Below are 22,340 nucleotides of genomic sequence, written 5' to 3'. Positions count from 1 at the left end.
TTCTAAAAATGAAGGTTTTAATTGCTATCGACTCGTTTAAAGGGAGTATTTCTTCTATCGACGGCAGCGAGGCTATTTCTTTAGGAATAAGAGATATTTATCCTGATGCCGAGATAATAAACTTTCCTCTAGCAGATGGAGGTGAAGGTACTGTGGAAGCTCTAGTCCAAGCAACAGATGGACAACTGATTTCAAAAGAGGTGACGGGACCGTTAAATGAAAAGGTAAATGCTATATACGGTATTTTGGGGGATCGCAAAACCGCAGTTATTGAAGTCGCAGCGGCATGTGGTTTACCGCTTGTTCCTTCTGATAAGCGTAATCCATTAGTTACCACTACATATGGAGTAGGTGAACTCATTTGTGATGCGGTGGATAGAGGATGTCGTGAATTTGTCATTGGACTTGGAGGCAGTGCTACAAATGATGCAGGTGTTGGGATGCTCCAAGCTTTAGGCTTTACTTTTTTAGATCAACACGAAAAGGAAATTAGTTTGGGTGGGCAAGAACTTCTAAACATTAGAAGTGTGGATGTGACTTCCGTCCGACCCGAGTTGAAGGATTGCACGTTCAAAGCGGCTTGTGATGTGAACAATCCCCTTTATGGGCCAACTGGAGCCGCCCATATTTTCGGTCCTCAAAAAGGAGCAACTGCAGAAATGATAAAAGAACTGGATAAAGGCCTTAAGAACTTTGCAGAAGTTGTTCTACATAAACTATGTACGGACATCCATAACATCGCGGGTGCGGGCGCTGCCGGTGGACTTGGGGCTGCATTTGCAGGTTTCTTACAAGCCAAACTCCAGTCAGGAATTGAATTGGTATTAGAAATCACGGAGATGGAAAAGAACATGCAAGGTGTTGATTTTGTTATTACTGGTGAGGGGAAGTTGGATGGACAAACATCCATGGGTAAGGCACCACTTGGGGTAGCACAACTTGCTCAAAAGTATGAAATACCTGTTCTTGCACTAGCAGGTGGTATTAATGAAGAGACAGCTATCTTAAATGAACTTGGTGTCACATCCTATTTTTCGGTTGTGAATGCTCCAATGACATTGGAAGAGGCGATGGATTCCAAAGTGACATACTACAATTTAAGATCGACCACAAACCAATTATTTCGGTTGGTTCAAACTGTTCTAAGTGTAAAATGTAAGCGGTTAGTTTTATAAGGGGATGATTATTACATGAAATATTTTGCTGTTTTTTTACCGATGTTGAATCAGAAGAAGAGTCAAGAGTATCGTCTAAAACATCTTGAGTATTTATCTGAGAAGACCCGAGAAGGTAAAATTTTTGCTAAAGGGCGATTTACTGACGGCACTGGGGGATTAATAATTTATAAAGTTGATTCTATAGAAGAAGTGGAAAAAATAGCAAAACAAGATCCTTATGTTATTCAGGGAGCGCGAGGGGTAGAAATTCACGAATGGGAAATGAGCAACTAAAGAAGATAGGAATTGTACTTTAGTGTCCAATAGGTTTGCGTGTACGATCATTAAAAGAGATGTAAACAATAAAGGGAGGAAGATTGATGGAAAGAAGAATAGGTATTAGTGGAACTGGAAGAATTGGACGACTGTTGATCAGAAAGGTTTTATCCGGTACAAACAATCCATTGAAATTAGTAGCCATCAACTCCATTTATCCGGCAGAAACAGTTGCTCATTTATTAAAATATGATACTGTTCATGGAACTTGGAATGTAGATATCTCAGTTGAAAATAGTAATCTCTTAATTAATGGAAATCTTATTCGGATAGTGTCGGAGCGTGAACCTGAGAATATTCCATGGAAACAAATGAATGTGGAAATTGTAATGGATGCGTCTGGTAAATTCAATCACCGACAAGGTGCAAAAAAGCATCTTGAAGCAGGGGCATCTCATGTAATCGTAACGGCTCCCGGAAAACAGATGGATTTAACCGTCGTTATGGGAGTAAATGACCATCTGTTAGACATTTCTAAACATAAAATAATATCAGCTGCTTCTTGCACCACGAATTGTGTTGCACCGCTTTTAAATAGCCTGGATAAAGCTTTTCTAGTAAAAAGAGGCTGGGTGACGACAGTTCATGCCTTTACTTCTGATCAAAAGCACATAGATAACCCTCACAAGGATTTAAGAAGAGCAAGAGCATGTACACAATCGATTGTTCCAACGACTACTGGAGTTGGCAAGGCGCTTGAGGATGTACTTCCACATCTTTCGCCTTTTGTGGAGGGAATATCCCTACGTGTTCCTATCCAAGATGTCTCTTTAGCCGATCTTACAATTGAAGTGTCACGAGAGGTAACTCTAGACGAAGTAAAATCAGTTTTTAATGGAGCGTCAAATGAAAATCATTATGTAGGTTACACAAACGAACCTTTAGTTTCAGCGGATTTTACTGGTTGTGATAAGTCAGCAATTGTCGATGGGCTTTCAATTCTGACTGCAAAAAATCAAATAAAGTTACTTGCCTGGTATGATAACGAATGGGCTTATGCTAGCAGAGTGATTGATTTGGCACAGGCGGTTCATGAAAGGATGGGAAAAGAATGGTCGTTAAAGTTAGTGAAGTAGCATTAGGTACTATTATATGTGACCGTTGCGGGAAGCTTATAGATACAGCAGATACTAATAAAGTCATAATTTATTATTCTCATTGTAAAGAGGATAACTGCAATAACTTAAAACAAGACAGAAACAAAAAATAGATTTACTTTACTAGAAGCAAATTTAACATAAATAAAAACATCCTTTTGCCATGAACTGTGACCCATAAAGTGGACAGTTTAAAAAAAGACCTTTTTATGCAGCTAGTAAATGACTCAATAAAAACATTGTATCTTTAAATTTATTCCACTTTAACAATTACTATAAAAAATGGACACACTTTTGGTCACAACTTGGTCACAGATTAGATGTTTTTATATTTAATTAGATAAGAATAAATGATATATGACTAGTAAAAAAAAGTGCATTAAAACAAGACTTTACGCTATTATATAAAACTACATGGAATCAAAAGATATATCTTCCCTCTAACTTCAAAACTGTGTGTGTCTATAAAAATTTTACTCATTCATAATAGATCAAAAAAGTCTCGAAAAGTATTTACGAGACTTTTTGTATTTGCGAAGAAATTTTATTCCTTGCAATCGAATGACTTTTATCTATTCAAGCTAGGGGACGATAGGAATATTAATTTTCTCAAAAAATTAATAATATATATTTCGACATATGTGTTATTGATTTCATATATTATATGACTGTTATTATATATGATTATATTGTATATTGCATCATTACTTTTAAATATTCATTATATTAATATGAATATTATAACTCAGAGATCAAAGGTAAGTTGATAGTGTATCTTTAACAATAAATGATCTTTTTAAAAGAAGAGACAAATATTTGTGTGTAAGGTGTGCCCGTTCAAGGAAGGATGTTACCAAGAAGGTGCGAAAAGCTAGACCTATTCGGTCACGATCAAATCAACGAGCATCCGAACAGGAGAAATTCCAGGAGAACGGTTTCTATAAAGAAAGATCCAAGGAGCACTATGAAATTAAAGTGAAAAACAGTGAATTAAAATATAGACACGGGTATAACGTCGCAGAATCCTCGGGTCTAATTGGCATGGAGCTGCAAGGGGGAATGGCGATTTTTACGGTAAATCTAGAGAGGATAATGACACTGCTAGACCAAAAATAAACCAAAAAACGGAGGATGAATAAAGAAAAAGCCGGCTTTTTGTTCCAAAATATTGAAAATAAAGCCGTTTTTTTATGTGAGTACCTTATAAACATAAAAAACCTACAGATTTTCAGTGGCCTCTACAAACAGTATGGGGGGGCTTCTTAGGTACCGAATCTAGTGTAAAATACTAAAAATCTAAACGAAGCAAGTATATATTAGAAAAGAACCAAAAACCCAAAGAAGTAAGATGTTGAAAATACTTGTGGTTACTAATACCAGGTGGAAGGAATAGTGAATGTGTAATAAAGAGAAATGATGGCAATATATTCATTTTAGTTGTATAAATAACAAATAAATTATTGCATGGAAAAAGATTTAAATTAATGCCATTCGTTACATATGTTATCATATGTTAAAATAAGTAGTGTTATAGTATTAATAACAGGGTCATAGGAATTTCATTAGAAGAATTAAAGAAAATAAAAAAGGTGATTGCAGTTGTTGAAGGAGAACATAAAGCTGAAAGTGTGCTTGGCGCTCTGAGAGGTCAGTTTATTAATGTTCTTATTATTGATGAGCAAACGGCAGATGTTGTTTTAAAATTGAATGAAAATTATATTATAAAAACTTGAGTCAATCCTTAGGTTTTTCTCTCTCCTATACAATTAACTGAGAATAATTATTTAGATAAATAGGCAGGTAATAATTAAAGTGATAATCCTTTTTCCAAACAAAGTTTATAGAATATTTGTAAAGGAGTAAAACTATATGAAAATTACGGAGATAGATTCCTCACTTTATTGCTCGCATTGCCATGATGAAACTTTACATCGCGTTCAATATTTAAACGGTAAAGTTTTATCTATTGAGTGTACCTATTGCCATCGTAAAATGGTGACGAACATGAGTCCAACGAGGGAGTTATCTAAAGAAATATATAAGAGAGTTTTATCAAAACCGACAGATTTGACTAAAGAATATAAAGAGGATCATAACAAGTTCATTGATGGAATGCCTAAAAGAGTCATTAGTAAACCCTTTAGGCTGATAAGGTACGTAAATGAAACGAAAAAGGCATTTAAAAAATTTAAGGATTTATAGAAAAAAGGAAATTGGGAAAAAAGGGAATCTTCTAATTAAAGTCTTCTAACACCCCAGTATCTTGACGATATGGTGGTATCCCCTTTCATGAACAAAATTCCAAGTAAAGTAAACTGTTTTGAAGAAATTTAAGGTTGGGTAATGCATTGTAACTAATTTATATTATAAAAAGCCACTTCTGTAAAATTCAGGAAGTGGTTTTTTGTGTTGTTAAAATGATACATACCAAGACTTTTTTAAGATAAATGGTTAAAACCATCTATCTTAAAAAGGGCTGATTTTTGCCACTAAGGGCATCCTGAATTCGGATAATTTGCGATTCATGAATATGAATAGTATGCAAATCAACTAATGGAACAAATGCTACCCTTTTTGATTCATGACTTATTTCGATTGATCCATCTATAATCTGACATAAAAAACAAATAGAAAATTGCTGCCGTACTTCTCCATCTGCATACTTTATTACATGGTTGGGATCACTATAGATTCCAATCAATTTCTTTACTGCGACTGCGAATCCTGTTTCCTCTATTACCTCTCTTTTTATCGCATCTTCTACTGTTTCCCCCGGTTCCATCCCTCCTCCAGGTAAAGACCACATACCATTATCAACCCGTTCCTGAAGCAGAATATCCCTGTGATTGCGAAGGATTACAGCAGAGAGAGCAGGAACTATTGTTTTCGCTTTAGGTGCATTTTCATCGTAATAATAATCAATCCGATTCAAATTACAACCTCCTTTAAATAAATTTTCCCCTAATTTTTTATTGACAGCCTTTTCAAGCCATTTTATAATAAGTTTGTAACATATGATAACAACAATAACAAATGGCACGAAGTTAAATCTTTTTCCACGCTATAATAAATTTGTTATTTATTATTATGAAATGTTAAAACAAATAACAAATGTTAGTAGTATTATAGTTTATTATGAAAACGATTAAAAGATTTAACATTCAAAAAAATAGGGAGATGAAGCAAATGTCAATTTACACACAGCTTTTAGAAAGAGAAAAAGCCAACCAACCAATTAGAGTAGGAGTTATCGGTGCAGGACAAATGGGATTTGGAATGATTGCTCAAATTTCGACTATTCCAGGGATGAGTGTTACCGGTATTAGTGATATTAATATTGATGCAGCACAAAGGGCTGCAGATTACTATAACCAGCATTCAGTAAAAAAAGAACAAATTTTAGTATCTAATGATTTCCGTAAAGTGATTCAGTCTTCAAACGTAGAAGTAATTGTTGATGCAACAGGTGTTCCAGAAGTAGGAGCTAACATTTCTCTAGAAACACTAAGATCGAAAAAACATCTTGTTCTACTAAATGTTGAAGTAGACATTACCATTGGTTCAATCATGCATCAGTTATTTAAAAATGCAGGATTGGTTTACACAGGTTCAGCAGGTGATGAGCCAGCAGCAACCCTAGAATTATTCGAATTTGCTAAAACAATGGGAATGGAAGTACTTGTTGCAGGTAAAGGGAAAAATAATAAATTACGCATCACAGCAAATCCTGATACAGCAGCAGAAGAGGCGAAACGAAATAAAATGGCCGCGCACATGCTAGCCGCTTTCCAAGATGGAACAAAAACTATGGCAGAGATGAACTTATTATCAAATGCTATTGGTTTCGTACCAGATGTTGTTGGAATGCATGGAATTTCCGGAGACCTTGATTCAGTTTTAAAAGATTTAGATTTAAAAGAAAATGGCGGAGTATTGAATAAATTTGGTGTAGTAGAATATGTGGACGGTCTTGCTCCTGGGGTGTTCGTAATTGTAAAAGGCCAAAATGAAGGCGTAGCACATGAATTAAGTTACTTGATGAAAAAGGGTGAAAGAGATCACCACATCTTGTATCGTCCATTCCATTTAGCAAGTCTAGAAACACCAATTACGATTGCAAAAGCTATATTACAAAACGAAGGTTCAATTCAACCTCTAGGTGGACCAATCTCTGATACAGTAGCAGTTGCAAAACGTGATATCAAGGCAGGAGAATCACTTGATGGCATCGGTGGATATTCAGTACGTGGGGTTGTTGAATCTCATCAAGAGATGAAGCGTAACGCACATATTCCAATTGGATTAATTAGTGGTAAAGTTATTGCTAAGAAAGATATCAAACAAGGTCAATTCCTAACTACAGATGATATCGAGTTAGATGTTAACACTACTGTTTGGAAATTAAGATCACTACAAGACGGATTATTTCCTACCAATTCAGTAGTAGATTCAAAAAAACTTCAAGAATCAGTAACTGTTTGAGATACGAATCACTCAACTAAAGGGTAAGTATGCAGGGAGCTGCAAAGCCTGATTCTTGAAGATTAAGCTTTGCAGCCTTTTTTAAAACTTTGGCTACTTACAAGAGGAGTGAATTCAAATATATGAAAATTACCATAATTCTTTGCGGTTTGTTAATTGTTCAATACGCCTTAACCTTTATCCAAGTACGTTATTATCGTAAAAGTATGGAAAAAATTACAAGTCTTTACAAAGAGAAAGAAGGATATTACTTGTTCTCTAGTATGGAGAAAAGGAAATTTAGGCCTGGGGCAATAGCGATGCTAATTGTCAACAATAGCTACATGATTCAAGAGTGCTATGTGGTTAATGGTTTTTCAGTTCTATCGAAGTTTAAAGAAATAGCAAAATATAAAGGTAAACATGTTGGGACCTTATTAAGCGAAGTACAAGAAGATCAATTAAAAAAAGGTAAGCGCCATAAATTACCTGCTGTTAGTGCGGCTCTTTCAAAGGCTGCGGAAAATGCTTTACTATCAATAGCTAAAAAAAATACTACAACCAGTTAATGGGGAGGAGCGTTCACTTAGATGGAATGGATTCAATGGTTCGGGACACACTTTATCGGAATGTTTGAAGCAGGCGGAAAACAATTTATGGGTCTATTAACGGGTATAGTACCTACCTTGGTGGTGTTACTAACGTTTACGTATGCAGTGATTAAGTTTGTAGGGGAAGATAGAATCAACAATGCGATTCAATTTGCTGCAAAATATATGCTACTAAGATACACTTTAATGCCGATTTTATCTATTTTATTATTGACAAACCCTATGGCTTATACATTTGGTCGTTTTGTAAAAGAGAAACACAAGCCGGCATTTTATGATTCTTTAGTTTCTTTTTTCCATCCAGTAACAGCACTATTTCCTTATGCAAACGCAGGTGAGCTGTTTGTTTATTTAGGAATTGCAAACGGTTTAAAACAAGCAGGTTATGCAACATCCGAACTAGCTGTTCGTTATTTTTTAGTCGGAATTGTCATCATGCTCTTACGTGGTATTATTACCGAACAGATTACTAAAATTTTAGCGAGAAAGATGGAAGCGAATTCACGTTAGGGGGATCATAATGGAGAAAAGAGCAGTATTTGTAAATAAAGGTTCAGGCGGCTGGGGAAAAGGTCTGTTAATTGAGCCAAAAGGAAAAAAATCAAAGGTAGTTTCAATTACAGGTGGAGGAATTCACCCTGTTGCCAGAAAAATAGCTGAAATGTCGGGAACAGAGGCAGTAGACGGCTTTAAAAACTCTGTTCCGGAAGATGAAATGATGTGTGTAGTTATTGACTGTGGAGGAACAGCAAGAATTGGTCTTTATCCAATGAAGCGAATTCCAACCGTAGATATTCTTCCGTCTTCACCATCTGGTCCGCTTGCAAAGCATATTACAGAAGATATTTTTGTTTCAGGAGTTACGGAAAAATCAATCGCCTTAGCAGAAGGGCAAGGAATTGTTGAATCTGCAGCTGCAGTAGCCAGTCAGGAAGATGACAATAAGGAAAGCTTCAAAAAGAATTATGAACAATTAAAGAAAGAAAAACTCGATAATGGAAACTTCTTAATGCGATTCTCAAGAGGAATCGGAAAAGTAACGGGAATCTTTTATCAAGCAGGACGCGATTCGATTGACATGTTGATAAAAAATATCATTCCTTTTATGGCATTTGTTAGTATGCTAATTGGAATCATTAATTATACAGGGATTGGTAATTTAATCGCTCATTCTCTATCACCGCTGGCAAGTTCTTTATGGGGACTTATCGTTATTGTCATTGTTTGTACACTGCCATTTTTATCACCGGTCCTTGGTCCGGGTGCCGTTATCTCACAGGTAGTCGGGGTGCTGATTGGTACGCAAATCGCTACTGGGAATATTCCTCCACAGTTTGCCTTACCTGCATTATTCGCAATTAACGGGCAAGTTGGTGCCGATTTCATACCAGTCGGATTGTCACTTGGTGAAGCTAAACCGGAAACGGTACAATACGGTGTGCCGGCAGTATTATACAGCCGTTTAATTACCGGGGTTTTAGCCGTTGTTATTGCCTACGTTGCAAGTTTTGGAATGTATTAAAATCTAAATTTAAAAACGTAAAACGATTATTGGAGGAATTCAGTATGTATAAAAGTATTGTAAAAGAAGTTGGCGCTTTAGCTTTAGCATTTGAGGAAGAAAAAGTAAATATCCTGTTTGGGCCTCAAGCGCCTCAAGAACTAAAGGAAGTATCAATCATTCATGAAAGTGTAATAGACAATTCCAAAGTTTCCATTAAAGAAGGCGGAGTTTTCCAAGTGGATGATCAACAATATAAGATAACGGCAGTAGGGTCAGCAGCTAATGCAAATTTAAAGGAACTTGGTCATATTTCCATCTACTTTTCGGAACCAGAGGATCAGGTTCTTCCAGGAGCTGTATTTGTCTCACCGCATGTCCTTCCTAAATATAAAAATGGCAGTGTGATTGAATTTAAATAGTAGGAGAACTGAACCTCCGATAAATAGAAAAAGTAAAGGGGGTTGATAGACTTGTCTTTTGAGGATAGAAGATTACTTGTTAAAATTGCTCAAATGTATTACGAAGAGGGAGCCACTCAATCTAAGATTGCCGATGATATTGGGGTAAGCCGTTCTCTGGTTTCAAAATATCTTGCTAAAGCAAAAGAGCTGGGAATTGTTGAAGTCATTATTCATGATGAAACCATTCACCCATATCGGCAGTTAGAAGGAAAAATAGAACGTTTATATGGGTTACGTGAAGTCATGTGTATTCCAAACCTTGGCAATGATTCATCCAAGAATCGTTTGGGAGCGGCGGCAAGTAAATATTTATTAAGAGTCATCCGGGATGGCCAAACGATTGGAGTTTCGTCTGGGACAACTTTGCATGAGGTAGCAGAGGCTTTGTCGACAAATCAGCAATTTCCATCAGTTACCTTTGTTCCTTTAGTAGGAGGAATGGGAAATGAGCGAGTAGATATTCATGCAAATGCTCTTGTTGCAAAGTTTGCAGGCGTCCTGCAAGCACAATACAAGCTCCTTCACGCACCGGTAATGGTTGATTCCAAAGAGGCGAAAGAGATCTTTATGCGCCAATCCTCCATCCAAGACATATTTGATTTGGCATCAAAAGCGAATATAGCGATTGTGGGGATTGGCGGAACTCCTGAGCACTCAACCATGGTGAAATCCTACCTTGGTCAGGAGACTCAAGAGTATTTTAACCAGACAGACGTGGTTGGCGATATTTGTTATAACTTCATTAACAAGAATGGTGACACCTCAGATAATTCTTGGAATGAACAAGTGATTTCATTGAAATTAGAGCAATTAAAAGAAATTCCCCTTGTCGTAGGAGTGGCCTGTGGATTAGAAAAAGTGCAGGCGATAAAAGCAGCCTTGGAAGGAAAATTAGTACATGTATTAATTACAGACGAGCTTACTGCAAAGGCTTTATTGGATTAAGTATTGAAAATCTGGGACGAGATAAAATTTCGTCCCATTATTTTTAAATCATTTAGCAGAGGATGAATGAGAAATGAATCTAACTATAGAAAAATCGATTGAACACTTATCTATCTCCACTATTCGCACACTCTCTATAGATGCAATAGAAAAATCGAATTCAGGACATCCAGGAATGCCAATGGGTGCAGCCCCAATGGCTTATACTTTATGGACAAAATTTATGAGCCAAAATCCTGAAAATCCAAATTGGTTTAACCGGGACCGATTTGTTCTTTCAGCTGGCCATGGTTCTATGCTTTTATATAGCTTACTGCATTTATCAGGATATGATGTCACCCTTGAAGACATCAAATCTTTCCGACAATGGGAAAGCAAGACACCGGGACATCCAGAGTTTGGTCATACTCCTGGAGTAGATGCTACCACGGGACCGTTGGGGCAAGGAATTGCAATGGCAGTCGGCATGGCGATGGCAGAAAGGCACTTGGCGGCAAAGTATAATCGTGATGCTTATGAAATTGTATATCATCATACATATGTCATTTGTGGAGATGGGGACCTAATGGAGGGTGTTTCTGCAGAGGCGTCATCTCTTGCTGCCCATTTAGACTTGGGACGTTTAATTGTTCTTTATGATTCAAATGACATTTCACTTGATGGGGACTTAAACCGCTCCTTCTCTGAAAACGTGGCAGACCGATACAAAGCGTATGGATGGCAAGTCCTTAGAGTAGAAGATGGTAATAATATAGAAGAAATAACTAAAGCGATTGCAGAAGCAAAAGGGGACGAAACCCGTCCGACCTTGATAGAAGTAAAAACAACCATCGGTTTTGGTTCTCCAAATAAAGCTGGGAAATCTGATTCACACGGTTCACCACTTGGCAAGGATGAAGCGGCGTTGGCGAAACAAGCATATGGATGGGATTTTGAGGATTTCCATGTGCCAGAAGAAGTTTACAACCATTTCCGTAAAGCTGTAAAAGAAGCTGGCAAGCAAAAAGAAGTAGAATGGAACGCGATGTTTACTCAATACCAAGTGAGTTACCCAGATTTAGCAAACGAATTAAAATTGGCAATTGAAGGACGCTTGCCTGAAAATTGGCAGGAGGCCCTTCCTAAATATGAAGTAGGTAAAGGGATTGCGACCCGTTCCTCTTCAGGAGAAGCCATTAATGCGATTGCATCAGTGGTTCCATCTGTCTTTGGGGGATCAGCTGACCTTGCAGGCTCGAACAAAACCTATATGAAAAAAGAAAAGGATTTTTCGAAAGTAGATTATAGCGGTAAAAATATCTGGTATGGTGTCCGTGAATTTGCAATGGGTGCTGCAATGAATGGAATTGTATTGCATGGCGGTTTGAAAACATATGGAGGGACATTCTTCGTATTCTCGGATTACTTACGTCCTGCCATTCGCCTTGCAGCTTTAATGAAGCTCCCTGTGACATATGTATTAACACATGACAGCATTGCAGTAGGTGAAGACGGACCTACACATGAACCAATTGAACAGTTGGCATCACTACGTGTAATGCCAGGTTTATCTGTCATTCGCCCTGCTGATGGAAATGAATCAAGTGCAGCTTGGAGAATTGCATTAGAATCTACGGACAAGCCAACAGCACTAGTATTGTCTCGTCAAGATTTACCAATATTGGAAGGCGCAAAAGACGATACGTACGAGAAAGTATCCAAAGGTGCCTATGTAAATTCCCCAAGTAGAAAAGAAACGGCTGATGCGCTTCTTTTAGCAACGGGTTCTGAAGTTAGTCTTGCAGTGAAAGCACAACAAGCATTGTCTCAAGAGGGGATTGATGTATCTGTTATTAGTATGCCTTCCTCTGATCTTTTTGAAGCTCAATCTGCCGAGTATAAAGAATCTGTATTGCCAAAAGTTGTAACAAAGCGTCTTGCGATTGAAATGGGTGCTTCTTCCGTATGGTACCGCTATGTAGGAACAGAAGGAAAGGTATTAGGCATTGATAAGTTCGGTGCTTCAGCCCCTAGTGATGAAATAATCGAGAACTATGGCTTTACGGTTGATAATATTGTCGTAAAAGTAAAAGAGCTATTGTAATAGTTTACATGAAAAAATAGAGTGGAGGAATCATAGATGGTTGAAAAAAGTTACACGATAATAGATGAGGCAGGAATCCATGCTCGTCCTTCGACAGCGTTAGTTAGTGCTGCTACGCCATTTAAATCGGAAGTAAAGATTGAATATAAAGAAAAACAAGTAAACTTAAAATCTATTATGGGAGTTATGTCTCTGGGCATTCCAAAAGGGGCCAGTGTGAAGGTGATTGCAACTGGTGATGATGAATCCCAAGTAATCGCAAGTATTGATGAGGTAATGAAAAGGGAAGGACTCACTAACTAAGCCTAATACCCAATCAAAAGAATAGAGGTACCTAAAATAATTGGGTATTTCAAAGCTTTAGAAACAAAATCCTTTCAGCTATATATTTGCCACCAGTTCCAAACGTTATATGTCGCAAAGAGTTTAACTATATGAAACAGTCTTGTGAAAGGATAGGAGGAAGAAACATGAAAGTAGCCATTGCGTCTGATCATGGCGGCATGAATATTCGCAAAGAGATGATCTCATTGATGAAAGAGATGAACATTGAGTATGTAGATTTAGGATGTGAATGCAGCTCCTCTGTTGACTATCCAGATTACGCCATTCCCGTAGCTGAAAAGGTAGCAAACGGTGAGGTAGACCGTGGTATCTTAATTTGCGGAACTGGTATTGGAATGAGTATCGCTGCTAACAAGGTAAAGGGAATTCGTTGTGCGCTTGTGCATGATACATTCAGTGCTAAAGCAACAAGAGAACATAACGATACAAACATTTTATCCATGGGAGAGCGTGTCATTGGTCCGGGTTTAGCACGCGATATTGCAAGAATATGGTTAACAACCCCTTTTGAAGGCGGTAGACACGAACATCGTGTCAATAAAATATCAATTTATGAAGCTGAAAAAATAACTTTTACTACGATAGGAAGCAGGATGGGCGTGCGAGAAAGCATCAATAGATGGTAAACAACCGATAAACGAGAAAAAATAAATTAAGTATACATTAAATAAGTAAGGAGATTTGTCATGAAACTTTTTATTGATACTGCAAATCTTGAGGATATCAAAAAGGCATATAGAATCGGCGTTTTAGCTGGTGTTACAACAAACCCTTCTTTAGTGGCTAAAGAAGGAGTTAAATTCGAAGATCGCATAGCAGAAATCTGCCAAGCTGTTCCAAGTGTAGAATCTGTTTCGGCTGAAGTGACCCCAGATGCTGTGACTGCTGATGAAATGATTGCGCAAGCAGAAGAACTTATCAAAATTAACGGCGGGGATGAGAAAGTCACAATTAAACTTCCTATGACGTTAGCTGGTTTAGAGGCGTGCCGTTATCTCGCAGATAAAGGTGTTAAAACGAATGTGACACTTATCTTTACAGTCAATCAAGCGTTATTAGCAGCTCGTGCAGGTGCAACTTATGTATCTCCTTTCTTAGGTCGCTTGGATGACATTTCCGAGGATGGAGTACAATTAGTATCAAAAGTAGCTGAACTATTCCGCGTTCATAGTTTTAATACTCAAATCATTGCAGCATCTGTTCGTCATCCGGATCATGTGACTCGAGTTGCTATGGCTGGTGCTCATATTGCAACGATTCCATATTCAGTCATTGAGCAAATTTCTAAGCATCCGCTAACAGATCAAGGTATTGAAAAATTTATTGCTGATTGGGAAAAAGCTCCTAAAAACTAAGTTTCACTACAATTTGTTCATATACCGATGATTTACTCAATTAAAGTAATCTTTTTTAAAAATATAAACGTGTGTTTGTGTTTGAAAAATTCTTAAAATCTTAGATAGAGCCATACTTGCAAATAGAGTGGCTCTTCTTTTTTAACTAGAAAATTTAGATTATTCCCAATAGTCCACTGGATACAAAGTTAATTTGGAATTGAGCGGATTTTTGCCTTAACATAAAAGCGTGGATTATTAACGATATTACCTGATATAGAAAGGTAGAACAAATTTGAAACAGAATGAAATTGTATATGTGGTTTCGGACTCGGTGGGAGAAACTGCTGAGTTAATCGTAAAGGCAGTTGCAGCCCAATTTAATGGAGGCAATGTTGAAATAAAACATAAGTCCTATGTACAGCAAATCGAGGATATTGAAGATGTTATTAATCTATCGAAGCAAAGTAGCTCGATCATAGCCTATACAATCGTAATTCCGTTTTTAAAAGAGTATCTTGACAAAAGAGCACAAGCTGAAGGGATCATTGCGATCGATTTAATGAGACCACTTATGGATGCATTCAGTCAAACATTTAATAAGGCTCCCAAGTTTGAGCCTGGATTAATGAGGAAATTAGATGCTAACTATTTCCGAAGGGTCAAAGCTATTGAATTCGCAGTTAAATACGATGATGGACGGGATCCTCAAGGGTTAAAACGTGCAGACATTGTATTAATTGGAATTTCTAGAACATCAAAGACACCACTTTCTATCTATTTGGCTCATAAAGGATTTAATGTGGCAAATATACCTTTGGTACCAGAAGTACAACCTCCTGATGAACTTTTTGAGATAGGAAGAAACATATGTGTTGGCTTAGTAATTACACCAGATAAACTGAATGAAATACGTAGAGAGCGTTTAAAAAGTTTAGGGTTATCAGCTCAGGTGAATTATGCAAATTTAGATAGGATTCTTGAAGAATTATTCTATGCTGAGAAGATTATGAAACGCTTAGGTTGTCCGGTTATTGATGTTTCCAATAAAGCGGTGGAAGAGACAGCTGATTTAATATTAGAAATGCTAAAAAAGAGATTGGTGGGGTATCATGAGTAAATTTGTATTTATGTTCGATGAGGGAAACAGTGAAATGAGGGAACTCTTAGGCGGAAAGGGAGCCAATTTGGCAGAAATGACCCGCATCGGTTTGCCTGTTCCTTATGGTTTTACCATTTCAACAGAAGCTTGCAATTCATATTATGATGCTGGAAAATCCATTCCTTCAGAACTCGAATTTCAAGTATTAGATGCACTTCATAATCTTGAAGAAAAAACAGGTAAAAGATTTGGAGACCCAGTTAACCCGCTGCTAGTTTCTGTCCGTTCTGGTGCAGTATTTTCAATGCCGGGAATGATGGATACGGTTTTAAACCTAGGAATGAACGATGAAACTGTAGAGGGGATGGCCAGACTTACAAATAATCCGCGGTTTGCATATGACTCTTATCGCAGGTTTATTCAAATGTTTAGTGATGTTGTCCTTGGTATAGATGGTTTTTATTTTGAGCAATTTTTAGAAGAAATAAGAGAACAAAACGGTTATTCTTCAGATCCGGAAATGACTGCAGCTGATTGGAAAGAAGTAATTAAAGGATACAAAGATATTGTGAAAAAGCATACGAGAAAGGCTTTTCCACAGAATCCAAAAGAACAATTATTTTTTTCTATCAATGCTGTTTTTGATTCTTGGAATAACCCCCGTGCCCTTGTATATCGTCGTCTTCAAAAAATTCCGGGTCATCTTGGTACAGCAGTAAATATTCAAAGTATGGTTTACGGAAATATGGGTAACGACTCGGGTACAGGAGTTGCCTTTACACGTAACCCATCTTCAGGAGAATGTAAACTGTATGGAGAATATTTAATAAATGCTCAAGGAGAGGATGTTGTAGCAGGAATTCGTACCCCTCAGCCAATCTCTGCTCTAAAGGATGAAATGCCAGAGGTTTATGAGCAGTTTGTTGAGACGTGTCAACTTCTTGAAAAACATTACCGTGACATGCAGGACATTGAATTTACGGTGGAGCGTGGTAAATTATTTATTCTGCAAACTAGAAATGGTAAAAGAACGGCTCAAGCAGCAATTAGAATTGCAGTTGAATTGGTAGAAGAACAAATTATTAATAAGAAAGAAGCGATTTTACGTGTTGATCCTGATCAGCTAAATCAGTTGCTACATCGTCGAATCGATGATTCATATGAACGGAAACCATTAGCTAAAGGCCTGCCCGCATCTCCTGGGGCAGCAACAGGTCAGGTTGTATTTGATGCGAATGAGGCAGAACTATTAGCAAAAGAAGGGAAAAAGGTAATACTTGTTCGCCCAGAGACTACACCTGATGATATTCACGGAATTGTTGCCGCTCAAGCAACTGTCACTAGCCGGGGAGGGATGACAAGCCATGCTGCAGTTGTTGCAAGGGGCATGGGAAAACCTTGTATTTGTGGCTGTGAATCATTAAAGATTGATTTAAAAGCAAAGCAGTTTAAAGTAGGAGAAATGATTGCTGTAAATCAAGGCGATATGATTACTATTGACGGTTCAACTGGTGAAATTATGTTAGGTGAAACTCCTATGATTGAGCCACAGCTATCGGATGAATTTAAATTGTTGCTTACTTGGGCAGATGAAGAGAGAAAGCTAGGTGTAAGAGCTAATGCGGACAATCCAGAAGATGCCAAAAAAGCTTTTGAATTTGGTGCTGGTGGAATTGGATTATGCCGTACAGAACATATGTTTATGGATGCGAATCGTATACCAATTGTTCAGGATATGATTCTTGCTGAAACATATGAGGAGCGTAAAGTAGCTCTTGATAAGTTGTTACCAATGCAACAAGGAGATTTTGAAGGAATTTTTAATGCCATGCAGGGACTTCCTGTAACCATTCGTCTATTGGATCCACCTCTTCACGAATTTTTGCCCGATAAAGAAGAATTGCTGATTGAAGTGACAAAGCTCCAAATGACAGAACCGAACTCTAAAGAATTAAAAGAGAAGGAATATCTTTTAAGAAAAGTACGTGAACTTGAAGAATTTAATCCAATGCTTGGTCACAGAGGCTGTCGATTGGGAATGATACATCCTGAGATTTATGTTATGCAGGCTAAAGCAATCTTTTATGCGATTGCGAAGGTAAGGCAACAAGGACTTGAAGTAAAGCCAGAAATTATGATTCCTTTAGTTGGTCATGTGAACGAGTTAAAGGAAATGCGACATTTAGTTATCGATGCTGAAATAGAAGTTAGGGCAGAAACAGGCCAGGAACAAAATTATCTCATTGGCACTATGATTGAAATTCCTCGAGCTGCATTAACAGCTGACCAAATTGCTAAAGAGGCGGACTTTTTCTCATTCGGAACAAATGATTTAACACAAACTACTTTTGGATATAGCCGTGATGACGCGGAGGGTAAATTCCTTCAAAGTTATATTGAAAATAAAGTTCTTCCGGAGAATCCATTTGCCATCCTTGATCAAGAAGGTGTAGGCAAACTTGTGGAAACAGGCGTAAAACTCGGCAGACAAACAAAGCCGGGGTTAAAAACGGGAATTTGCGGAGAGCATGGCGGAGAAAAAAGCTCAATCCAATTCTGTTATGATGTTGGATTGGATTATGTAAGCTGCTCACCATACCGTGTCCCACTTGCACGCCTTGCAGCTGCACAAGCTACCATTAAGAATGAACAAAAACAGAGAGCAAATGAGCTTCAAGTACAGATTTAAAAACACATTTTAGCAATTAGGTAGAAAGAATATAACCGGATATAAAGGAGAAAAACAAAGTGACTATTTCTTTTGATTACTCAAATACAATAACATTTATGCAACAGGAGGAGTTAGAGAATCTAAATGAATTTGTAAAAGTAGCTCATAACATGCTTCATGAGAAAAATGGAACAGGATCCGACCTTCTTGGTTGGGTAGATTTGCCGATTAACTATGATAAGGATGAATTTTCAAGAATTAAACAGGCTGCTGAGAGAATTAGGGGTAATTCTGAAGCATTGATTGTGATTGGAATCGGGGGATCTTATTTAGGTGCACGGGCTGCAATTGAGGCATTGTCTCATACATTCCATAATCAAATGAACAACACGACCCAGGTGTATTTTGCAGGTCAAAATATGAGTTCTACTTATGTAACTCATTTGCTAGAACTTTTAGAAGGAAAGGACATCTCTATCAATGTTATTTCAAAATCTGGTACTACAACAGAACCTGCTATAGCTTTCCGTATCTTCCGTGACTATTTGGAGAAAAAATATGGGAAAGAAGAAGCTAGAAAACGTATTTATGCCACCACTGACAAAGAAAAAGGGGCATTAAAAAAACTGGCGGATGAAGAAGGATATGAAACCTTTGTTATACCTGATGATGTAGGTGGACGATACTCTGTTTTGACTGCTGTAGGACTCCTTCCGATTGCCGTGGCTGGACTTGATATTGATCAAATGATGGAAGGCGCAGCTGCAGCCGCTCGTAAATATAATAATTCTGACCTTTTTACAAACGAAAGTTATCAGTATGCAGCTGTGAGAAATGCACTTTATAGTAAAGGAAAATCAATTGAGCTTTTCGTAAACTATGAACCTTCCTTACATTACGTGTCTGAATGGTGGAAGCAACTATTTGGAGAGAGTGAAGGAAAAGATCAAAAAGGACTTTTTCCTGCTTCAGTTGATTTTACAACTGATTTGCACTCCATGGGGCAATATGTACAAGAGGGGCAACGTAATTTGATTGAGACGGTATTACAAGTTAAGAAGCCCAAAGTTGATATAACTATTCAAGAAGATCTGGCTGATACCGATGGTTTAAACTTTCTAACAGGAAAAACAATGGATGAGGTAAATAAAAAAGCCTTCCAAGGCACGGTGTTGGCCCATGTAGATGGTGGAGTGCCAAATATGGTTGTGGAAATGGATAAATTAAATGAATTCACATTTGGTGAATTAGTATACTTCTTTGAGAAAGCTTGTGCAATAAGTGGACTTTTGTTGGGGGTTAATCCGTTTAATCAACCAGGTGTTGAGGCATACAAACAGAATATGTTTGCCTTACTTGGTAAACCGGGTTTTGAAGCAAGAAAAGCTGACTTAATGCAGCGTTTGTCTAAATAAAATAAGGGAATACCCTTCATTGGTAAGTAGGTATGTGACTTAATAGACAATAGCAACCCCGAAATCTATAGAATAGGTAATATGGGAATAGGGTTATAGAAAAAGAGTTACTGTTTCCGTTCCATAGTTTCAGTAAATAGAAGAAAATTAATAGCTTAAAATATTGCAAGCATTACAAACTTGTTTGGCGAAAAAAGCTGCAGCCCACATTGTTTAGGGCTGCAGCTTTTTTAAAGGTAATTTAAATTTTTTTCAATCCCGATTAATAAGGGCTTAGGAGATGTATTTTTACTACATCACCATTTATTAAAAGATTTACAACTGCATATTTAAGAACCTCATCTTCTTCACCTATCCATATATTACCTCATACTTATCCACTGATATTCCGCAATACTGTTGCTTACCAAGTATCTTCCCACATTCACTTGTCAGAAATCATACTGTCGCCACTTGCCTCTATTTGTTTGTAAACGATTGTTATAAGTACATGAGTTGGTAACAATTTATAAAAATATAATAAAATGACATGGAATTAATTCATTTGTTATACTATTATAAAATTTGTTATGTATTTTATCGCAGTTTTAAATTATGTTACAAATGTTCCTTAATATTATAGTTTCTCGAGATACGATTAAAAGATTTAATCGTTCCAATACTAAAGAAGGGAACCGATATTATTTTATTAACAGCTACTAGAGAAAAAGATAATCAGCTAATCAAAGTAGGGGTGTTCCTAGAGGTTCTTCAAAGGCTGCGGAAAATGCTTTACTTAGATTTACTAAAAAAATATTTACAGAGTATAACAGAGGGGACTGTTCACTTCAATGACTTGGATCCAGTGGATTGGGACACACTTTATCGGAATGTTTGAAGCAGGTGGAAAACAATTTATGGGTTTATTAACTGGTATTGTACCCACCTTAATCGTTTTACTTACCTTTACGAATGCAGTGATTAAATTTGTAGGGGAAGAAAGAATCAATAAAGCAGTTCAATTTGCTGCAAAATATACGCTATTAAGATATACATTAATGCCGATATTATCTATTTTATTTTTAACAAATCCAATGGCTTATACATTTGGGCGCTTTGTACCAGAAAAACAAAAGCCGGCATTTTATGATTCTTTAGTTTCTTTCTTACATCCAGTAACAGCACTATTCCCTTATGCAAATGCAGGAGAACTATTTATTTATCTAGGTATTGCCAATGGTTTAAAACAAGCTGGTTATTCAACATCTGAACTTGCAGTACGGTATTTTTTAGTCGGAATTGTCATTATGCTCTTACGTGGTATTATTACCGAACAGATATCAAAGGTTTTGGCTAAAAAAATGGAAATGAAGTCCAAATAGGGGGGCATCATGAGACAACAAGCAGTATTTGTAAATAAAGGCACAGGCGGCTGGGGAAAAGGTCTTCTGATTGAGCCAAAAGGAAAAAAATCAAAGGTAGTTTCAATTACAGGTGGAGGAATTCACCCTGTTGCCAGAAAAATAGCTGAAATGTCGGGAACAGAGGCAGTAGACGGCTTCAAAAACTCTGTTCCGGAAGATGAAATGATGTGTGTCGTTATTGACTGTGGAGGAACAGCTAGAATTGGTCTTTATCCTATGAAACGAATTCCGACCGTTGATGTTCTTCCGTCTTCTCCATCAGGTCCGCTTGCAAAATATATTAAAGAAGACATCTTTGTTTCAGGCGTTACGGAAAAATCAATCGCCTTAGCAGAAGGCCAAGGAATCGTTGAATCAACAGCAGTAGTAGCCAATCAAGAAGATGACAATCAGGAAAAGTTTGGTACCATAGAAAAGGAAGGCTTCAAAAAGAATTATGAAGAAATAAAAAAGGAACAGCTTGTAGATAACGACAACTTTTTAATGAGAATTTCTAGAGGGATAGGGAAAGTAACAGGAATCTTTTATCAAGCAGGACGCGACTCCGTTGAAATGATGATTAAATATATTATCCCTTTTATGGCTTTTGTCAGTATGCTAATTGGAATTATTAATTATACAGGGATTGGCAATCTTATCGCTCATTCTCTATCACCGCTGGCAAGTTCTATCTGGGGACTTATCGTCATTGTTTTTGTTTGTACATTGCCATTTTTATCACCAATCCTTGGTCCGGGTGCTGTTATCTCACAGGTAATTGGGGTACTGATTGGTACCCAAATTGCTGCGGGGAATATTCCTCCACAGTTTGCCTTACCTGCATTATTTGCAATTAGTGGACAGGTTGGTGCCGATTTCATACCAGTCGGATTGTCACTTGGTGAAGCTAAACCGGAAACGGTACAATACGGTGTGCCGGCAGTATTATACAGCCGTTTAATTACCGGGGTCTTAGCCGTTGTTATTGCCTATCTTGCAAGTTTCGGAATGTATCATTAGAATTTATTATGTAAAACGTAAAACGGTTAGGATAATGGAGGAAACTGACATGTATAAAAGTTTTGTAACTGAGGTTGGAGCTTTAGCTTTAGCATTTGAGGAAGAAAAAGTTAGTATCCTATTTGGTCCTCAAGCACCTCAAGAATTAAAGGAAATAGCAATCATTCATGAAAGTATAATAGACGATTCCGAGAAATCCATTATAGAAGGCGGAGTTTTCCAAGTTGATGACCAACAATATAAGATTACGGCAGTAGGTTCTGCAGCTAATACAAATTTAAGGGAACTTGGCCATATTTCCATCTATTTCTCAGAACCGGAGGATGAGGTTCTCCCAGGAGCTGTATTTGTTTCACCACATGTCTTTCCGAAATATAAAAATGGCAGTGTGATCGAATTTAAGGAGTAGAGAAAAA

General features: G+C 37.3%; 23 protein-coding genes and 1 pseudogene. 23 read left to right on the top strand and 1 reads right to left on the bottom strand.

Translation table 11 applies throughout. The annotated features are described in order from the left end of the window. Positions 1–8 precede the first annotated feature (8 nt). From J7E77_RS09255 to J7E77_RS09225, 7 genes and pseudogenes are all read left to right on the top strand, one after another. A complete protein-coding gene (locus tag J7E77_RS09255) occupies positions 9–1,175 on the top strand; it encodes a glycerate kinase family protein (RefSeq protein WP_214713624.1) in 1,167 nt (388 codons plus the stop codon). Between the two features lie 15 nt (positions 1,176–1,190). After that, a complete protein-coding gene (locus tag J7E77_RS09250; RefSeq protein ID WP_214713623.1) occupies positions 1,191–1,451 on the top strand; it encodes a YciI family protein in 261 nt (86 codons plus the stop codon). Positions 1,452–1,537: 86 nt separating this feature from the next. Next, a complete protein-coding gene (gene gap, locus J7E77_RS09245) occupies positions 1,538–2,569 on the top strand; it encodes a type I glyceraldehyde-3-phosphate dehydrogenase (protein WP_214713622.1) in 1,032 nt (343 codons plus the stop codon). Next, positions 2,545–2,703 (top strand): GapA-binding peptide SR1P, encoded by a 159-nt coding sequence (locus J7E77_RS31710; protein WP_214713621.1) that lies wholly within the window; start codon positions 2,545–2,547, stop codon positions 2,701–2,703. The genes gap and J7E77_RS31710 overlap by 25 nt, the downstream gene beginning before the upstream one ends. Positions 2,704–3,411: 708 nt before the next feature. Next, positions 3,412–3,706, top strand: a pseudogene (locus tag J7E77_RS09235) (transposase); the annotation flags it as partial. Between the two features lie 419 nt (positions 3,707–4,125). After that, positions 4,126–4,323 carry a sugar-binding domain-containing protein gene (locus tag J7E77_RS09230; protein ID WP_214713636.1) on the top strand — a complete coding sequence of 66 codons (198 nt, stop codon included), beginning with the start codon at positions 4,126–4,128 and terminating at the stop codon, positions 4,321–4,323. A 136-nt stretch (positions 4,324–4,459) separates the two neighbouring features. Next, the gene (locus tag J7E77_RS09225; protein WP_214713620.1) at positions 4,460–4,792 is read left to right on the top strand and encodes a DEAD/DEAH box helicase family protein; all 333 of its coding nucleotides are present in this window, start codon (positions 4,460–4,462) and stop codon (positions 4,790–4,792) included. A gap of 259 nt (positions 4,793–5,051) precedes the next feature. Here the strand turns inward: J7E77_RS09225 and J7E77_RS09220 are convergent, their stop codons facing one another. Beyond that, positions 5,052–5,522 (bottom strand): NUDIX domain-containing protein, encoded by a 471-nt coding sequence (locus tag J7E77_RS09220; protein WP_214713619.1) that lies wholly within the window; start codon positions 5,520–5,522, stop codon positions 5,052–5,054. Positions 5,523–5,776: 254 nt separating this feature from the next. Here J7E77_RS09220 and J7E77_RS09215 point away from each other — a divergent pair, with 254 nt between their 5' ends. From J7E77_RS09215 to J7E77_RS09140, 16 genes are all read left to right on the top strand, one after another. Beyond that, positions 5,777–7,072 (top strand): NAD(P)H-dependent oxidoreductase, encoded by a 1,296-nt coding sequence (locus tag J7E77_RS09215; protein WP_214713618.1) that lies wholly within the window; start codon positions 5,777–5,779, stop codon positions 7,070–7,072. Between the two features lie 122 nt (positions 7,073–7,194). Beyond that, positions 7,195–7,620 carry a transcriptional regulator GutM gene (locus J7E77_RS09210; protein WP_214713617.1) on the top strand — a complete coding sequence of 142 codons (426 nt, stop codon included), beginning with the start codon at positions 7,195–7,197 and terminating at the stop codon, positions 7,618–7,620. Between the two features lie 21 nt (positions 7,621–7,641). Then, positions 7,642–8,172, top strand: a complete 531-nt coding sequence (gene srlA / locus J7E77_RS09205) for a PTS glucitol/sorbitol transporter subunit IIC (protein ID WP_214713616.1) — start codon at positions 7,642–7,644, stop codon at positions 8,170–8,172. A gap of 10 nt (positions 8,173–8,182) precedes the next feature. After that, positions 8,183–9,184 (top strand): PTS glucitol/sorbitol transporter subunit IIB, encoded by a 1,002-nt coding sequence (srlE, locus tag J7E77_RS09200; protein ID WP_214713615.1) that lies wholly within the window; start codon positions 8,183–8,185, stop codon positions 9,182–9,184. 44 nt (positions 9,185–9,228) lie between these two features. Then, entirely contained in the window at positions 9,229–9,585 is a 357-nt protein-coding gene (locus J7E77_RS09195) for a PTS glucitol/sorbitol transporter subunit IIA (protein WP_214713614.1), read from the top strand. Between the two features lie 51 nt (positions 9,586–9,636). Next, positions 9,637–10,572, top strand: a complete 936-nt coding sequence (locus J7E77_RS09190) for a sugar-binding transcriptional regulator (RefSeq protein ID WP_214713613.1) — start codon at positions 9,637–9,639, stop codon at positions 10,570–10,572. Between the two features lie 85 nt (positions 10,573–10,657). Then, on the top strand, positions 10,658–12,655 hold the full coding sequence (gene tkt, locus J7E77_RS09185) for a transketolase (protein ID WP_214713635.1): 1,998 nt from the start codon (positions 10,658–10,660) through the stop codon (positions 12,653–12,655). Positions 12,656–12,691: 36 nt separating this feature from the next. After that, positions 12,692–12,958, top strand: a complete 267-nt coding sequence (locus tag J7E77_RS09180) for a phosphocarrier protein HPr (RefSeq protein ID WP_214713612.1) — start codon at positions 12,692–12,694, stop codon at positions 12,956–12,958. A gap of 167 nt (positions 12,959–13,125) precedes the next feature. Further along, positions 13,126–13,626: a ribose 5-phosphate isomerase B gene (rpiB, locus tag J7E77_RS09175; protein ID WP_214713611.1), complete on the top strand. Its 501-nt coding sequence runs from the start codon at positions 13,126–13,128 to the stop codon at positions 13,624–13,626. 60 nt (positions 13,627–13,686) lie between these two features. Beyond that, a complete protein-coding gene (gene fsa, locus J7E77_RS09170) occupies positions 13,687–14,355 on the top strand; it encodes a fructose-6-phosphate aldolase (RefSeq protein ID WP_214713610.1) in 669 nt (222 codons plus the stop codon). Between the two features lie 274 nt (positions 14,356–14,629). Next, entirely contained in the window at positions 14,630–15,454 is an 825-nt protein-coding gene (locus J7E77_RS09165; RefSeq protein ID WP_214713609.1) for a pyruvate, water dikinase regulatory protein, read from the top strand. After that, entirely contained in the window at positions 15,447–18,125 is a 2,679-nt protein-coding gene (gene ppdK, locus J7E77_RS09160) for a pyruvate, phosphate dikinase (protein ID WP_214713608.1), read from the top strand. Before J7E77_RS09165 ends, ppdK begins: the two co-directional genes overlap by 8 nt. A gap of 59 nt (positions 18,126–18,184) precedes the next feature. Continuing rightward, positions 18,185–19,522 carry a glucose-6-phosphate isomerase gene (locus J7E77_RS09155; RefSeq protein WP_214713607.1) on the top strand — a complete coding sequence of 446 codons (1,338 nt, stop codon included), beginning with the start codon at positions 18,185–18,187 and terminating at the stop codon, positions 19,520–19,522. Positions 19,523–20,352: 830 nt separating this feature from the next. Next, positions 20,353–20,883 carry a PTS glucitol/sorbitol transporter subunit IIC gene (srlA, locus tag J7E77_RS09150; protein WP_214713606.1) on the top strand — a complete coding sequence of 177 codons (531 nt, stop codon included), beginning with the start codon at positions 20,353–20,355 and terminating at the stop codon, positions 20,881–20,883. Positions 20,884–20,892: 9 nt separating this feature from the next. Beyond that, a complete protein-coding gene (srlE, locus tag J7E77_RS09145; RefSeq protein ID WP_214713605.1) occupies positions 20,893–21,924 on the top strand; it encodes a PTS glucitol/sorbitol transporter subunit IIB in 1,032 nt (343 codons plus the stop codon). Positions 21,925–21,973: 49 nt separating this feature from the next. Next, positions 21,974–22,333 carry a PTS glucitol/sorbitol transporter subunit IIA gene (locus J7E77_RS09140; RefSeq protein WP_214713604.1) on the top strand — a complete coding sequence of 120 codons (360 nt, stop codon included), beginning with the start codon at positions 21,974–21,976 and terminating at the stop codon, positions 22,331–22,333. Positions 22,334–22,340 lie beyond the last annotated feature (7 nt).

The organism is Bacillus sp. ISL-77, assembly GCF_018613105.1.
Note: the sequence above shows the minus strand (reverse complement) of the source record. Positions and strands in the feature narration are given on the sequence as shown.

Coding starts and splice junctions, on each gene's coding strand:
- J7E77_RS09255 (WP_214713624.1), top strand. CDS start 9: ATGAAGGTTTTAATTGCTATCGACTCGTTTAAAGGGAGTATTTCTTCT.
- J7E77_RS09250 (WP_214713623.1), top strand. CDS start 1,191: ATGAAATATTTTGCTGTTTTTTTACCGATGTTGAATCAGAAGAAGAGT.
- gap (WP_214713622.1), top strand. CDS start 1,538: ATGGAAAGAAGAATAGGTATTAGTGGAACTGGAAGAATTGGACGACTG.
- J7E77_RS31710 (WP_214713621.1), top strand. CDS start 2,545: ATGGTCGTTAAAGTTAGTGAAGTAGCATTAGGTACTATTATATGTGAC.
- J7E77_RS09225 (WP_214713620.1), top strand. CDS start 4,460: ATGAAAATTACGGAGATAGATTCCTCACTTTATTGCTCGCATTGCCAT.
- J7E77_RS09215 (WP_214713618.1), top strand. CDS start 5,777: ATGTCAATTTACACACAGCTTTTAGAAAGAGAAAAAGCCAACCAACCA.
- J7E77_RS09210 (WP_214713617.1), top strand. CDS start 7,195: ATGAAAATTACCATAATTCTTTGCGGTTTGTTAATTGTTCAATACGCC.
- srlA (WP_214713616.1), top strand. CDS start 7,642: ATGGAATGGATTCAATGGTTCGGGACACACTTTATCGGAATGTTTGAA.
- srlE (WP_214713615.1), top strand. CDS start 8,183: ATGGAGAAAAGAGCAGTATTTGTAAATAAAGGTTCAGGCGGCTGGGGA.
- J7E77_RS09195 (WP_214713614.1), top strand. CDS start 9,229: ATGTATAAAAGTATTGTAAAAGAAGTTGGCGCTTTAGCTTTAGCATTT.
- J7E77_RS09180 (WP_214713612.1), top strand. CDS start 12,692: ATGGTTGAAAAAAGTTACACGATAATAGATGAGGCAGGAATCCATGCT.
- rpiB (WP_214713611.1), top strand. CDS start 13,126: ATGAAAGTAGCCATTGCGTCTGATCATGGCGGCATGAATATTCGCAAA.
- fsa (WP_214713610.1), top strand. CDS start 13,687: ATGAAACTTTTTATTGATACTGCAAATCTTGAGGATATCAAAAAGGCA.
- ppdK (WP_214713608.1), top strand. CDS start 15,447: ATGAGTAAATTTGTATTTATGTTCGATGAGGGAAACAGTGAAATGAGG.
- srlA (WP_214713606.1), top strand. CDS start 20,353: ATGACTTGGATCCAGTGGATTGGGACACACTTTATCGGAATGTTTGAA.
- srlE (WP_214713605.1), top strand. CDS start 20,893: ATGAGACAACAAGCAGTATTTGTAAATAAAGGCACAGGCGGCTGGGGA.
- J7E77_RS09140 (WP_214713604.1), top strand. CDS start 21,974: ATGTATAAAAGTTTTGTAACTGAGGTTGGAGCTTTAGCTTTAGCATTT.